This window comes from Pseudarthrobacter cellobiosi (assembly GCF_023913755.1).
Taxonomy (GTDB): Bacteria; Actinomycetota; Actinomycetes; order Actinomycetales; family Micrococcaceae; genus Arthrobacter; species Arthrobacter cellobiosi.
In genome coordinates, this window is record NZ_JAMXBJ010000042.1 from 51,796 (window position 1) to 65,322 (window position 13,527).

16 protein-coding genes are annotated in these 13,527 nt (G+C 65.9%); 5 read left to right on the forward strand and 11 right to left on the reverse strand.

Features of this window, described 5'->3' with window-relative positions; translation table 11 throughout:
• Nucleotides 1-33 precede the first annotated feature (33 nt).
• Both NG696_RS08990 and NG696_RS08995 read right to left on the reverse strand, forming a co-directional pair.
• Nucleotides 34-399, reverse strand: coding sequence for a J domain-containing protein (locus NG696_RS08990; RefSeq protein WP_252570424.1), 366 nt, complete (start codon nucleotides 397-399; stop codon nucleotides 34-36).
• A gap of 73 nt (nucleotides 400-472) precedes the next feature.
• Nucleotides 473-895, reverse strand: coding sequence for an Hsp20/alpha crystallin family protein (locus NG696_RS08995; RefSeq protein ID WP_252570598.1), 423 nt, complete (start codon nucleotides 893-895; stop codon nucleotides 473-475).
• Nucleotides 896-1,038: 143 nt separating this feature from the next.
• Between NG696_RS08995 and NG696_RS09000 the strand changes: the two genes are divergently transcribed.
• Nucleotides 1,039-1,359, forward strand: coding sequence for a MerR family transcriptional regulator (locus tag NG696_RS09000; protein ID WP_252570426.1), 321 nt, complete (start codon nucleotides 1,039-1,041; stop codon nucleotides 1,357-1,359).
• On the opposite strand, the gene NG696_RS09005 is transcribed toward NG696_RS09000, so the two are convergent.
• Entirely contained in the window at nucleotides 1,342-1,680 is a 339-nt protein-coding gene (locus tag NG696_RS09005; RefSeq protein ID WP_252570427.1) for an MmcQ/YjbR family DNA-binding protein, read from the reverse strand. The two genes, NG696_RS09000 and NG696_RS09005, sit on opposite strands and share 18 nt — an antisense overlap.
• Before the next feature lie 5 nt (nucleotides 1,681-1,685).
• Nucleotides 1,686-2,465 carry a phosphatase PAP2 family protein gene (locus tag NG696_RS09010; RefSeq protein ID WP_252570429.1) on the reverse strand — a complete coding sequence of 260 codons (780 nt, stop codon included), beginning with the start codon at nucleotides 2,463-2,465 and terminating at the stop codon, nucleotides 1,686-1,688.
• A 113-nt stretch (nucleotides 2,466-2,578) separates the two neighbouring features.
• Here NG696_RS09010 and NG696_RS09015 point away from each other — a divergent pair, with 113 nt between their 5' ends.
• From NG696_RS09015 to NG696_RS09025, 3 genes are all read left to right on the forward strand, one after another.
• On the forward strand, nucleotides 2,579-3,688 hold the full coding sequence (locus NG696_RS09015; RefSeq protein WP_252570431.1) for a DNA alkylation repair protein: 1,110 nt from the start codon (nucleotides 2,579-2,581) through the stop codon (nucleotides 3,686-3,688).
• A gap of 118 nt (nucleotides 3,689-3,806) precedes the next feature.
• Entirely contained in the window at nucleotides 3,807-4,769 is a 963-nt protein-coding gene (locus NG696_RS09020) for an alcohol dehydrogenase catalytic domain-containing protein (protein ID WP_252575218.1), read from the forward strand.
• Nucleotides 4,766-5,329, forward strand: a complete 564-nt coding sequence (locus tag NG696_RS09025) for a FadR/GntR family transcriptional regulator (protein WP_252575221.1) — start codon at nucleotides 4,766-4,768, stop codon at nucleotides 5,327-5,329. The genes NG696_RS09020 and NG696_RS09025 overlap by 4 nt, the downstream gene beginning before the upstream one ends.
• Here NG696_RS09025 and NG696_RS09030 read toward each other — a convergent pair.
• The 7 genes from NG696_RS09030 to NG696_RS09060 form a co-directional block, all read right to left on the reverse strand.
• Nucleotides 5,326-7,170: a S8 family serine peptidase gene (locus NG696_RS09030; protein ID WP_252570433.1), complete on the reverse strand. Its 1,845-nt coding sequence runs from the start codon at nucleotides 7,168-7,170 to the stop codon at nucleotides 5,326-5,328. The two genes, NG696_RS09025 and NG696_RS09030, sit on opposite strands and share 4 nt — an antisense overlap.
• A gap of 190 nt (nucleotides 7,171-7,360) precedes the next feature.
• Nucleotides 7,361-8,233 (reverse strand): NAD-dependent epimerase/dehydratase family protein, encoded by an 873-nt coding sequence (locus NG696_RS09035; RefSeq protein ID WP_252570435.1) that lies wholly within the window; start codon nucleotides 8,231-8,233, stop codon nucleotides 7,361-7,363.
• Nucleotides 8,230-8,820, reverse strand: coding sequence for an adenylate kinase (locus NG696_RS09040; protein ID WP_252575223.1), 591 nt, complete (start codon nucleotides 8,818-8,820; stop codon nucleotides 8,230-8,232). The genes NG696_RS09035 and NG696_RS09040 overlap by 4 nt, the downstream gene beginning before the upstream one ends.
• A gap of 143 nt (nucleotides 8,821-8,963) precedes the next feature.
• Nucleotides 8,964-10,244, reverse strand: a complete 1,281-nt coding sequence (locus NG696_RS09045) for an Ig-like domain-containing protein (protein ID WP_252575228.1) — start codon at nucleotides 10,242-10,244, stop codon at nucleotides 8,964-8,966.
• Nucleotides 10,241-10,747 (reverse strand): hypothetical protein, encoded by a 507-nt coding sequence (locus NG696_RS09050; RefSeq protein WP_252575230.1) that lies wholly within the window; start codon nucleotides 10,745-10,747, stop codon nucleotides 10,241-10,243. Before NG696_RS09050 ends, NG696_RS09045 begins: the two co-directional genes overlap by 4 nt.
• Nucleotide 10,748: 1 nt before the next feature.
• A complete protein-coding gene (locus NG696_RS09055) occupies nucleotides 10,749-11,591 on the reverse strand; it encodes a hypothetical protein (protein ID WP_252575232.1) in 843 nt (280 codons plus the stop codon).
• A gap of 88 nt (nucleotides 11,592-11,679) precedes the next feature.
• Nucleotides 11,680-12,138, reverse strand: coding sequence for a hypothetical protein (locus NG696_RS09060; RefSeq protein ID WP_252575234.1), 459 nt, complete (start codon nucleotides 12,136-12,138; stop codon nucleotides 11,680-11,682).
• 539 nt (nucleotides 12,139-12,677) lie between these two features.
• On the opposite strand from NG696_RS09060, the gene NG696_RS09065 reads away from it, so the two are divergent.
• Entirely contained in the window at nucleotides 12,678-13,421 is a 744-nt protein-coding gene (locus NG696_RS09065) for an ANTAR domain-containing protein (protein WP_252575278.1), read from the forward strand.
• Nucleotides 13,422-13,527 lie beyond the last annotated feature (106 nt).

Genomic DNA, 13,527 nt, shown 5'->3' on the forward strand with positions numbered 1-13,527 from the left:
CTCCTCGCGGTTGATGGCTGTCGTCTTTCGGGCCTACGTCCACGGACCGCTTTCCCAGCGCACGGGCGTGATTCTTATGGTGTTGCCAGCCGGAACATCCCTGCTATTGACCTTTCGGACGGGGATTACGATCGGACCAGCGCCCCTCGCGCTTATGCCAGTGCAGCTCCGGTCGTAGGCTGCGCGCCGCGCCGGGTCGCGCAGGACGAAGAATGCCTGCATGATCTGCAGCAGCTCGCCACGGGACAGGTCGCCGCCAGCTTTTGCGCCGTCTGGTGCGCCGCCGCCAAGGTCCGGATGATGGGTGCGCATGAGCGCCCGATAGGCGCGGGAGATCTCCTGCTGGCTGGCAGCGGGCTCCACCCGCAGCACGTCGTAGTAGTCCGCCTGGCTGGTCATGGTGGCTTCCGGGAATACTCATGGGTATGGGCGCGGGGCGCCGGTAGCAGGCTGCCGGCGCCCCGGGGAAGGGCTAGCCTCCGATTTCGTGCAGCTGGCCCTTTGTTTCGATCTCGATCTTGCGCGGCTTGGCCTGCTCCGCCACCGGGATCCGCAGGGTCAGGACCCCCTGGTCGTAGCTGGCCTTGATGTGGTCCGTGTCCAGGGTGTCGCCCAGGATCAATTGGCGGCTGAACACCCCGCGGGGACGTTCGGAGGCCACCAGTTCAATGTTGGGCTGGGTCGGATCGAGGCGCTCCGCCCGGACCGTCAGGACATTGCGCTCGACGTTCAGGTCCACGGTGTCCACCTTGACACCCGGAAGGTCGAACGCGACCACGAATTCGCCGTCTTCCTGCCAGGCGTCCATGGGCATGGCTGCCGGCCGTGCCGCCGTTCCAAAGACCTGCTGGGTGAGCCGGTCCAGCTCACGGAACGGATCCGTGCGCATTAACATCATTTCCCACTCCTTCAGCGTGAAGTTGTTGATTTTGATCGCATTACCCACCGCTCCACTTATCTATGGTGGTGGATATAGATTTTTTATAGCACTCGTGGGAAGCTGAAGCAAGACAACTTTGGAGGAAATTTGGAGCTGACGTGACAGGGCCCACTTCAGGGCATGAACCGTTGCCCACGGCCGGACGGGCACTGTATGCCATCTCCGTGGCGGCCCAGCTAACGGGCACAGGCCAGCAGAACATCCGGCTCTACGAGACACGGGGCCTGCTCACGCCCGCCCGAACCTCAGGTGGTACCCGCCAGTACAGTGATGCCGATATCGCCGTACTCCTGCACATCGGGGAACTGCTGGAGCAAGGACTCAACCTGGCCGGCATCGCAAAAGTCCTGGAACTTGAGGCCACCAACGCCAGGCTGCACCGTGCCCTCAAGCGTGCGCGGTCACTCCCCGAGCTCTAGTGTCCTGCGGCTGGTCCGGACCCCAGACCGCCCGCCAGCCGGTAGGAATCCTCCAGCAGTTCTCCGAGTTCGTCGGCCGATGCGGGCCAGCCGGACCAGCACCAGCTGCGGCGATCGCTCATGGTGCGGAGTCCAGGAATACGTCTCGGGTTCCGTACCGGCCAGCGCCTCCCGCTCGGTTGTCTTCACCGTCAGCACGCCGTCCTCCCACATGCGCGCCATCAGGGCCTTCGCGAACCACGCGGGCTGGTCCCAGCTGCTGCGTTCGGTGACACCGGGCAGCGGCAGGCACATCCGCCGCACATCGTCCTCGGTTGCCATCGCGGCTAATCCCCCGGCGCGTCCGCTTTGGAGAGCTCGCCGGTGATCCGTTCGCCGGGGATCCGGGCGGTCCGCCACGTATCCAGGGCGATGACGGCACCGAGGATCAGCAGCGAGAGGGAGACCGAGGCCATGGCGTCGCTGAGCCAGTGGTAGCCGAGGTACAGGCGGCTCAGCGCAGCTAGAACAACGCCGATGCCCGCGCCAACGAAGCCGATGGCGGCCGTCCTCCGGTTTTTCCGCCGCGAGAACACCAGGAAGGTTGTCACCAGCAGGAAGTCGCAGGCACCCAGCACATGGCCGGACGGAAACGAGAACGTGTGGTCGGCGCCGAACAGCATCAGTTCCACCGGGGGCCGCGAGCGCTGGACGATCGCCAGGATGATCTGCGATATCACGACGCCTGTGAGCATCGCGGCGGCGAGCACGATGGGCCGCCAGGCGTGTTTCGCCGCGACCCCCCAGACCACCGTCACCACCAGCACGATGATGGGCAGGGCGACGGGACCGAAGACCACCGCGAGGAAGATCATCACCGCGGTGAGGGACTCTGACCGAAGCGAGAGCAGCCAGTCGCGGATGGATTCGTCGAGACCCCACGGGCCGGTGTTGCTCTGCAGGACGCCCACCAGCGTGGCGATAAACAGCAGGGCTCCCACGGCGATAAGGACCATCGCCGTCCGGTACAGGGCTTTGCGCGCGGCCGGTTCCATGAAGCGTTCCTCCACCACGAACTTGTCATGGAAGGTCCGCCAAAGACTGTTCTTGCGTGCCTGCTCTGCCATTGTGATTCCGTCCGTGCGCCGTAAAGGAGAGTGCTTAGGGTGAAGATTATCCCTTCTGGGCGGTGTTGGCCCCTGCCGCCGGGCATGTCAGCCCGCCGGGGTAGCCTGACTCAATGGGCGCGATGAATGAGCTGATCAACCGGCAGGGCGTGGAAACACTGGCCCGGATCCTGGCTGAGGCCGCTCCCGGATCGGACTGGCCGCACGTCGCTGCTGCCGCCGCACAGTTGGACGACTTGAGCCTGCGCGGCCGGACGGATGCGGTGAGCAGCGCCCTGCTGGCGGATGTGCGGCAACTTCCGGATCCGGGATATCCGACGGCGGCGCGCATCTTCCGGAGCGCACTTTCCGGCGCCGGTTTCACAGGTTGGATCCTCTGGCCGGTATCCGAAACGGCCGTCACGCTGGCCCTCGAATCTGGCGCCGCGCCTGACTTTGACGACTGCCTGGCCCTCCTGGCCGAACTGACCCCGAGGCTCACCGGCGAGTTCGCCATCCGCCGGCTGCTGGCCGCGGACCTGGAGCGTTCCCTCAAGATCATCCAGGGCTGGACCGGGCATCCGGACGAGCATGTCCGTCGGCTGGCCAGCGAGGGGACGCGGGCGTACCTCCCGTGGGCGGTGCGGGTACCCGCCGTCGTCCTTCATCCGGAGGCGTCCCTCCCGATTCTGGACGCCCTGTACCGGGACCCTTCGGAGTACGTGCGGCGCTCGGTGGCGAACCACCTCAACGACGTGGCGCGGCACGCGCCCGCTCTGGTGGTGGCAACGGCGGCTCGCTGGCTGGCCGCCCCGGACGCCAACACCGCATGGGTGGTCAGGCATGGCCTGCGGACCCTGATCAAGAAGGCCCACCCCGGTGCGCTCGCGCTGCAGGGGTTCACGCCGGCGTCGGTGGCTGTCACGGGGCCCCGGCTGGACCGGAACTCGGTGGCCATACCGGGTGAACTGGCTTTCGACTTCGCGATCGCCAACACCGGGAACTACAATGCGCGCCTCGCGGTGGACTACGTGGTCCACTACGTCAAAGCCAACGGCACGCAATCGGCCAAGGTCTTCAAGATCGCGGCGCTCACCCTCGCCGCCGGTGAGACCCGCACACTCTCGAAGCGTCATGCCTTCCGGCAGATGACCACCCGGGTGCACCGCGCGGGGGTCCACGCCCTGGAGCTGCAAATCAATGGGATCCGGCACGGGCACACGGAGTTTGAGCTGCAAGTCTGAGTTGGGAGGCACTGCGGGTACCTGTATCAACAGCCACTCCCACACTTGCGGAATGTGCGGTTGGCTATTGAAGGAACACCCGGGCTCCTGCCCCTGACGAAGTGATGAGGAAACGAAAATGCGAGCAACCATCATGTATGGCGCCGGCGACGTGCGCGTGGAGAATGTGCCCGACCCCGTCATCCAGAATCCGACCGACGCCATCGTGCGGATCGTCAATTCCTGTATCTGCGGCTCCGACCTGCACCCCTACCACGGCATGCCCTCGTCCAGGCAGGGCAGCCCCATGGGCCACGAGTTCATCGGCGCCGTCGAGGAAACGGGCAAGGACGTGTCCACCCTGAAGAAGGGGGACTTCGTCATCGCCCCGTTCGCCTGGTCCGACGGTACCTGCGATTTCTGCCGTGAAGGCCTGCAGACCTCCTGCCGCCACGGCGGGTTCTGGGCCTCCGGCGGCATCGGCGGCGCCCAGGCCGAGGCCGTCCGGGTCCCGTTCGCCGACGGCACGCTGGTCAAGGCCCCGGTGGGTGAGGACAGCGAGCTGCTGCCGTCGCTGCTGACCCTCTCGGACGTCTACGGCACCGGCTACCACGCCGCCATCAAGGCAGGCGTCAACGCCCGGACCACGGTCACGGTCATCGGTGACGGCGCCGTCGGGCTGATGGCGGTGCTGTCCGCCAAGCAACTCGGTGCCGAGCAGATCATCCTGATGGGCCGGCACAAGGCCCGCACTGACCTTGGCATCGAATACGGCGCCACCGACGTCGTCGCCGAGCGCGGTGAGGCCGGCATCGAGAAGGTGCGCGAGCTCAGCGGCGGCGACGGAACGCACACCGTGCTTGAGTGCGTGGGGTACCGGCCGGCGTACGATCAGGCCCTCGGCGTTATCCGCCCGGGCGGCGTCATCAGCCGGGTGGGCGTGCCCCAGTACGAGGACGCTCCGATTGGTTTCGGCTCCATGTTCGGCCCGAACATCACGCTCACCGGCGGCCCCGCCCCAAAGGCATGCTGGCATCCCGCAGGCGGTTCGGCACCGTGGTGCAGCCCGAAGAGGCGTGGAACCTTTACGATCCCCAAGTGATCCGCTGGCGGCTGGCCTCGTCCCGCCGCCTGGAGCAGCTTCAGGCCCTCAACGAGCTCCGCGGCGCGATCGAACCGCAGGCTGCCCGGCTCGCGGCCGAACGGGCGTCCTGGGATGCCGGCAGCGATCTGGTCTCCCGGGCAGCGCGGCTGTGGGCGGCCGGCCAGCGCGGCGACAGCGACGAATTCCTCCGGCTGGACGTGGAGTTCCATGCCGCCGTCCTCAACGCATCAGGAAACGCCATGTTTGCCCAGTTCCAGACTCTTGTGGCCGAGGTCCTCACCGGCCGGACGGAGCACGGCCTGATGCCCCATCTGCCTCATCACGAAGCACTGCAGCTGCACGTGGACGTGGCCAGCGCCATCCAGCGGGGCGAGGCCGGCGCCGCCCATGCCGCCATGAGCAGGATCGTGGAACAGTTCGCCGAAGAAGTGGGCCATATCTGGTCCCAGCACCACCAGGGCGAGGCGCCGGATGCGTCCCCGCGGCACACAACAGAGGCCGACGGCGCCCCCCCCCAATTGCCGCCGTCGGCCTCCCTTTCCCCCACCGACAGCTAGAAAGAACCCGTGGTGAACTGCCATGTCCTGGTGGCCAGCTGATTGCCTGCGAGGTCTCGGATGGACGTCCCGCCGCCGGTGACGGTCACCGTGTATTTCGTCTTGGCCGCAAGGCTGTTCTGCGGGTCCAGGATCCACTGATTTGTGGTTCCGTTGCGGAAGACGGCAGCCGGGACCACAGCCCCGGTGGCCGCGTTCTTCACCGTGAACGTGGCGGTGCTGACCCCCTGGACCGGCTCACTGAAGGTCACCGACAGGTTGTTGTTCCGCCTGACCAGGAGGGAGTTGCTGCCCGGCGTGAACCCTGTAACCGTGGGCGCCGGGCCGGTGGTGAACGTCCAGCTCGTGCTGGCCAAGGGCGTGCCCTCGGTGTCGCGGATGGCGGTGGCGCCGCCCACCAGCGTCGCCGTGTAGGTGGCATCCACGGCCAGGTTGGCGGACGGATCGAGGGTGGCCGTTTTCGTTGTCGCGTTGTAGCTGACCGTTGCCGGGATGGCGGTGCCGGCGGCGTTCCGGAGCGAAAATGTTCCGGCGCCAACACCCTGGACGGCCTTGCTGAACGTGGCCGTCACATTGCTGGCCACGGGTACCGCCGTCGACAGTGCTGCGGGTGATTTGGCCGTAACTGTGGGGGCAGGCGCCACGGGTGCCGGTGCCGGTGCGGGCGCGGGTGCCGCCGCGTACAGCAGGCGGTTCGGCGTGCCGGTCCCGGTGCCCGTGATGACTCCGGCGGTGGCGTTCGAGGTCAGCGCCGAAGCAATCTGGGCCGGTGTGAGTGCCGGGTTCTGGGACAGCAGCACCGCCGCGGCGCCTGCCGTGTGGGGCGCTGCCATGGATGTGCCGGACATGGACGCGGTTGCGGTGTTTGAGGTGTACGACGCGGAGACAATGCCGACGCCAGGTGCATACAGATCCACGCAGGAACCGAAGTTGGAGAAGGAAGCCTGGCGGTCGGCGGAATCGCTGGCCGCCACGGTGACCGCTGCGGGGAGCCGCGCCGGCGAGCTCCCGCAGGCGTCCGCGGCGGAGTTGCCGGCGGCAACCACTGCCGTGACGCCGTCGTTGATGACACCCTGGAGCGCGGAATCCACAGCCGCGCTGGCCGCCCCGCCCAGGCTCATGTTCACCACGGCGGGCGTTCCGGCGGCGTGGTTGCCGGCGATCCAGTCCAGGCCGGCCACAACGTCGGAGTTGAAACCGGAGCCGGAGCAGTCCAGGACCCTGACGGGGACGATCGTCGCCGCCTTTGCCACGCCGTAGGTGGTTCCGGCCACCGTTCCGGCCACATGGGTGCCGTGGCCGTTGCAGTCGCCGGATCCGCGGCCATCGGCCACTGCTGTCCAGCCTGCTGCCACGCGGCCGGCAAACTCTGTGTGCGAGGCGAGCACGCCGGTATCCACCACGTAAGCGCTGACACCGGCGCCGGCGGCGGTCCAGGTGTAGGAACCGGAGAGCGGCAGGGCCCGCTGGTCCACGCGGTCCAACCCCCATGGCGCGGGCTGCTGCGTTGCGGAGAGTGTGATGGGGGCGTCCACCTCCACCGAGGCGACGCCCGCCGAGCGGGACAATGCCGCGGCTTGCGCCGGCGATGCCGTAACCACGGCGCCGCGCAGGGCGTGGGTAAAGGAGCGGCCGACGCCGATGCCCTGGGACTTCAGGCGCGCCGCCTCGGCCGGGACGTCCGTTTCCGCGGCGTAGCGGACCAGGTAGCGGACGTTTGCGTCGGTGCCGGCGGGGGCAAGGGCCGGCTCAACGGCCCCGGCGGGCAGGCCCGAGGCGGTCATTGCCACGGCAGAAATCAGCATGGCGGCAGCGGGCAGCACAAAACGGAAGGTGCGCATGGTGGGGTCCTAGCGTGGCGGTCTGGACTGTTGCGGGCGGCAGAGAATCCCCGCCTATCACCAGATTAGGAGCCCGCCACGCGCCGCGGCCGGGAATTGAGCTGATCCTGCGCCAACCCTTCGGCGCCTGCGGAATTCTTGAGGGACCGCCCTCCTCAGTGGCCTGCTTTCGGGTTCAGCCTTCCGCGATTCAGTCTTCCGTGGGCGTGGTCCTGTTGGAGTGGTAGGTCCGCCACGTGTGTTCAGGCTCGTAGCCCAACAGGCGCCGGGCCTTGTCGATGGACAGCATAGTCTCGTGTTCGCCCAACTCCTTGGTCACGGTGACGTTGGGGAACACCTCCGCGGCGAGGCTGGCGCTGGAACGCGTCATGACAGTGTCCGCGTTCGCGATGATGAAAGCCTGGAACCCGGGCTGGCCGTTTTCCAGCGCACGCGCCACAGCCTGTGCGCCGTCGCGCCCGTCGATGTAGCCCCAGAGGTTCCACTTCCGCGCACTGGCGTCCGAATCGAACGACGGGAACCGTTCGTAGTCCTCAGGATCCATGACGTTGGAGAACCGCAGGCCCGCAATGCTGAGCTCCGGATCCCAGCGCGTCAGCTGGATCGCCATCTGCTCCTCAAGATGCTTCACGAGTGAGTACGTGCTCTCCGGCCGGGCCGGGTATTCCTCATCCACCGGGATGTAGGGAGGGTCGACGTCGAACGGCAGTCCCAGCACCGTCTCGCTGGAGGCGTAAACCACCTTCTTGATGCCGGCCCGCCGCGCCGCCTGGAAGACGTTGTAGGTCGAGAGCATGTTGTTCTCGAAGGTGGCGGCATCCGGGATGATGCCAGGCGCCGGAATGGCTCCCAGATGGACGATTGCGTCGAAGCCGTCATGCCGGTCGTCGAGACCGAGGAACACGTCAAGGACCTGGCCATAGTTGCGCAGGTCCACGATTGCCAACCCGCGGTGCCGCTCCCCCGCCCGGTCCAGGTTCAGCACCTGGTGGCCGTCGTCGGTCAGCCTGCGGACCACATGCCGTCCCAGTTTTCCGCTGCCGCCGGTCACTGCAATTCTCATGGGGATACTCCTGCTGCTAGGAATTTTTCGACGGCGGCAATGGCACGTGTGGTGATGGCGCCGGGGTCACCGCTGCCGTCCACCGAAACCACCATGCCCCGGCCGGCGTAGACCGCCACGACCTCGTGGGTTTCGCGGTGGTAAAGGTCCAGCCGGTGCCGGAATACTTCGATGGTGTCGTCCTCCCGGCCCTGTTCCTTGGCCCGCTGCAGCATCCGTTGCTCGAGTTCGGAATCCGGTGCACGGAGTTCCACCACGGCGTCGAGGCGGTGGCCTTGGGAGGCCAGCATGTTGTCCAGTTCCATGACCTGGGGAGCTGTCCGTGGATACCCGTCCAACAGGAAACCGGGCTGCAGATCGGCGTCGAGGAGCCGGTCCTTGACCAGGGCGTTGGTGAGATGGTCCGGCACAAAAGCACCGTCGTCGAGATACTTGGCGGCCTCAACGCCCAGCGGAGTCTCCTGGCTGACATTGGTCCGGAAGATTTCGCCCGTGGATACGTTCGGAATGCTGAAGTGCTTGGCGATATGCACCGCTTGGGTGCCTTTTCCTGAGCCCGGCGGCCCGATGATGAGCAGTCTGGTCATGTTCCTGTCCCTCCGCGGCGTCCTTGCCGGCTGGTCTCGGGTCCACCGTCGGCAGCGCCAGTGTGTGCTTCATTCTGCCCATAAGTCGCAGCACAACGCCAGCCTCCGGGAAGGGATCCGGAGGCTGGCGTTGGTTTGCGGGGTTAGAACTTGGAGTTGGCACCAGTCAGGGTTGTTGTTGGTAGCGGGTAACCAACAATGTCTTTCAGCCCCGCGGCCGGAGTGTAGCGGTGGTTCCCTGGTTTGGTCTCCGAATTGGGCGTGCCACCACGGCTGCTGCCGAGCGTAATGGTGAGTTCAAACGTCGAGGCGTTCCAGGCAAGCGACGAAGCCGCGGAACCACTGATGCCTGTGCCGTGGAAACTCAGAGCCGCAGTGCCCACATAGTTTGCGTCAAGCGCCACGGAACCAATTCTCGCAGTTCCACACCCGGCGCTTGTTATGGAGACGCTCAGGATCTCGTCAGTGCTGACGTTGACAGTGACCTGTTCCGAACCGTTCACAGTCTGGCTGCCGCCTGTCGGGCTCCAGTTGCTGCAGATCGTCGATGGATCCAGCGCCTCTGAGAACTTGAGGACCACCCTGTCGCCCGGGTCGATGTTGTTATTGGAACCGCCGTTCAAGAGGGTAATCGCAGAGACGGCGGGCGCCGTGGTGTCCTTGTTCGACGTCGCCGTCCCCGCAACAAGACTGACGTTGCCTGCTGCGTCCTTGGCCACCGCAGAATAGGAGATCGTTGGATCGTTGAATGTGGCCAGGTTGAAGGTGGCCGACCACTCGCCTGAGCTGCTGGCAACCACTGTCTGCGAAGTAGTGTGTACGGCGCCCGCGTCCTTGACGGTAATCGTCACCGATGACCCTGCCTCAGCAGTGCCGCTGACCGGAACGGAGGACACCGGGGTGTTACTGGTGATCATCGCCGGCGCCGTAATGCTTGGCGTGTCGGGGGGCGTGGTGTCCGCGGCAGTGACTCCCACGCTGCGGGCAGACTCCGGCCCCGCCCAGGCTCCCAGTACGGGTGCGACTGTGTAGTACCAGGTTCCGGTAGGTAAGGCAGCTTCGCTGCAGGTCAGCGTCGCGATGGTTCCCGCGCAGGCACCGCCAGCGGCAACTTTTGTCCCCCCGGTCGCCGACGAGTAGCGGGCAACGGTGTAGCCGGCAACCGGCCGGCCCGCCGCCGTCGCGCCTTGCGCCCAACTGACGGAGGCGGCACCTGCCGAAGCGGACGCCGTCGGCGCTGCGATCCCAAGGATTGAATCGGCCCTGGCGCCACCGTTGTTGCTGCTCAGCGTCTGCCAGTAGGCGTTGGCCGCCGGGGCGCCCCAGGAAATGACGAGGGCCGCCGCCATGACGCCGGCAATGCGGGCCTTCCGGCGCGCTCGCGGCTGCTGCCCAGGTGGGAGATTCTGGATGGGGCGGCTCATTTCCGTGCCTCCAAAGTGACGGGCAAACTGAACGTGGCGCCCTGGCATCCTGACAACGATGCCGTGGACATGGCGGCGGCGCCCGGCAATGTGATCAGCACGGAAGAATTCGCCGGAATACTCACTGTGGGGGCCAGCGGAGCGGCAGGTTCAACGAAAGTCACGCCCGTGGTGGTGCAGCCAGGGTGGTTGGCGTCCGCCGTCGCGGCCCCGTTGCCGCGGATGGCGTAGACCTGCACGGCGTGGCCGTTGGGGTTGTGCGCCCGGACGGCAACATCGGCGGTGCCGCCCGGGACGAGGGTGTTCTGGGGGCCGTCGCCCACCACGAGGGCGTCTACGGTGACGGTTGCCATGGTGCCGCTGGTTGCGGCGCCCGATCCGGCACCCACCGTGGCCCAGTACGCGTAGGCGCCGCCGACTCCAGTGGCCAGGCAGAGGGTGACGGTTGCTGCCGCAGTCTTGGCAGCCAACCGTCGGGAAGCCTTCTTGTGCTTCGGTGTCATGTCAGCTTCCCTGCCCTGAGCCGGAGTATGCGAACTGGAGCGTGGCGCCCTTGCAGCCGTCCTGGTTCAGTGTGGTATCCAGCATGGAGATTCGAGGCCACGTCTGCCAATCAACGACGAGCAACTCAAGAGTCTGTGTTCCGGGCGGAACGCTGAGCGGATACGGGCCCGAGTAGTTGGTTACCACGTAGTCCGCGGCCGTGCAGGGAAGCCCCGCAGCCACTGCAGCGGGCGTCCGGTTGATGGCTGTAATAGCGACCGAAAGACTGCTCAGGGACAGAGTCTTGTTGTTGGGATTGGAAATCGAAAGGTTCAGCGGAAGCGTTGATCCGGGCGTGAGCTGGGTGCCGAGATTCCCCGAAATACTGAACGTCTTGTTGGATGACTGAACGTGGAGTTGGACCACAACGGCGGCGGCCTGGCTTGCGCCGGCGGCCGTGGCGATGGTCAGGTCCGCTTTGCCGTCCGGAGTGGTGGCCGACGTCGCCACCGTCAGTGTGACTGTGGCTGTCTTGCCCGACGCGAGAGTGACCGACGCCGACGCGAAGGCCGCCGTCGTACTGGCCGGCAGGCCCGAAACAGTGGGGGTGACGCTGCCGCTGAACCCGTTGGTGGAGGTCAGGGACACCGAATAGTTGACCGGGTCGCCCCGGTCAACCGTCCGGCTGGAGGGATTCACCTGGATGGTGACGCCCTTTGATTTGTTGCCCTGGCTCCCGCCCTGGCTGGCCGCGAAGATGGTGCCCGCCGAAACGAGCATCACCACAAGACCCACCAGCAGCACCTTCGCTACGGTGGTGGTTCTTCGCATGGCTGTGCGGAAGTACCCAGATTCGTTCTGCACGTCTAGCCCTTCTGGCTGGTCTGACAGTAGCGGGAGATGTGGAATTCGCCGGCAGGGAGGTTCTGCTCCTCCCCGCCGGCGAAGCTTGTTAGACGCTGCCCACGGTGATGGTGACGATGGCACCCTTGCAAGCGCTCTGGTCCACCGTTGAGCTGTCATTGAACGTCAGGGTTCCGCTGCCCACAGTTGTCGCGGTCGAGTTCTTCGCGACCGTGGTGTTGCTGGTGTCCGCTGTGACATCGAACCAGGCTGAATCGCAGCCGGCTTTGTCGGTGCTCACACTGGCGGTCAGGACCCCCACCTGGGTGCTGGTGTTCGGGTCGGCATTGTCCGCCGTGTAGGTCACCGCACGGGAGTCTCCGGGCGTGAGTCCGCCGGTGAAGTTCGCGTGCAGGGCCACGGTGCCGCCACCTGCCGAGTTGGTCGCTTGGCCGGAACCGGCGCCTGTGGTGGTCCAGTAGGCGTAGGCAGCGCCGCCGCTGCCGGCTACCAGTGCCAGGGCACCGGCTGCTGCCAGGACTTTGTTCTTCTTGGTCATTTTGCGCATGAGAGAGACTCCTTTGGGCTGGGGGTAAAGACAGATGCTGAGACGCACAGCCATCGGGAACCACTAAGGGACCTTGCTTCCGGCTGATCGATGACGCCCATACTTCCCGGCCATGGTGGTCCCAACAACGCGTAGCAGTACTGGACTTTTGTGGATCTCCCCGGCCGCGCCCTCTTGGATGAGGGGCAGGGTACTCAGTTTTCGTCGACGTGGCGTGAGGTGTCCGATGCGCAGGGACTCTACGTGCGGGCGCTCGGGAACCCGCCGCATTCCTTGTAGTTTCAAGCCCAGAGCCCCTGCCGGATCTTCGGGCGGTGCCACCCGCACGGTAAGCAGGTAGTACTTGAGTACTCCCCGGCGTGGCCGCCTTGTGGCGCTTCCCAAGGCTCTGGCCTGTATATAATTCTGGATATCGGTTTAGCAGCAGGCCGTTGGACAGTTCGTCGATCCAGCGACCGTCGCCACCCTTTTGCCACTACGGCGGGGTTGTGCGGGGGGGGTGCCGGTTCGTTTGACCTGAGCGAATGGCACAAAGAACCGTGGCCAGCGAGTCAACAGCAAAAACAGCTACATCAATCGCCGAGCATCTGCACGAAGAACTCCTCAACAGCTCCGACGTAGAGGAGTTCCTGGATGAGCTTGCCCGGGTGTCGGCCCGTACCCTTTCCGAACCCGGTGACGAAGTGCTGTGCGGCATCACTCTCCTGCGTCAGCGCAAGGCGGCCACCATTGCCAGCAGCGGCGCCGCTGCCCGCGCTGTCAGCCAGATTGAATACCAGTCCGAGCAAAGCCCGGGCATGGCTGCCTCGCTGGAGCAGGTGACGGTCCATGTTCCTGACGTGAAAGACGAAGCGCGCTGGCCCGAATACTCCGAAGCCGTCCTGGACCAAGGCATCCGGTCAGTCTTGGCCATCCCGTTCCGGCTGGAGGGGGAAACCAAAGCCACCCTGCTCCTCTACTCCCACCGGACCTACCGCTTCGAAGGCCGCATCCTGAAGGCTGCGGAGGATTTCGTCCGCCAGACCTCCCTGGCCCTGCGGCTTGCGGTGCGTTTCGCGCATTACAGCGAGACTGCGGCGCATCTGCGTGCCACCCTCGAATCACGCACGGTGATCGACATGGCGGTGGGCATCATCATGGCCCAGAACCGGTGCAGCCAGCAGGACGCGTTCGAGCTCCTCAAAGCGGCGTCCAGCACCCGTAATTCCAAGCTGCATATCGTCGCCGCGGCCGTGGTGAATGCGCTGGGCCAGGGGCCGGCCCAGACGCACTACGACGGCTGAACCTCGCCCCGGAGCCGGCGGCCAGCGACGTGACCGCTGAGACGACCGGAGGACGGTTGCGGAATACGTCACTTTGACGGTTTACCACCCCACCAGCCCGTACACT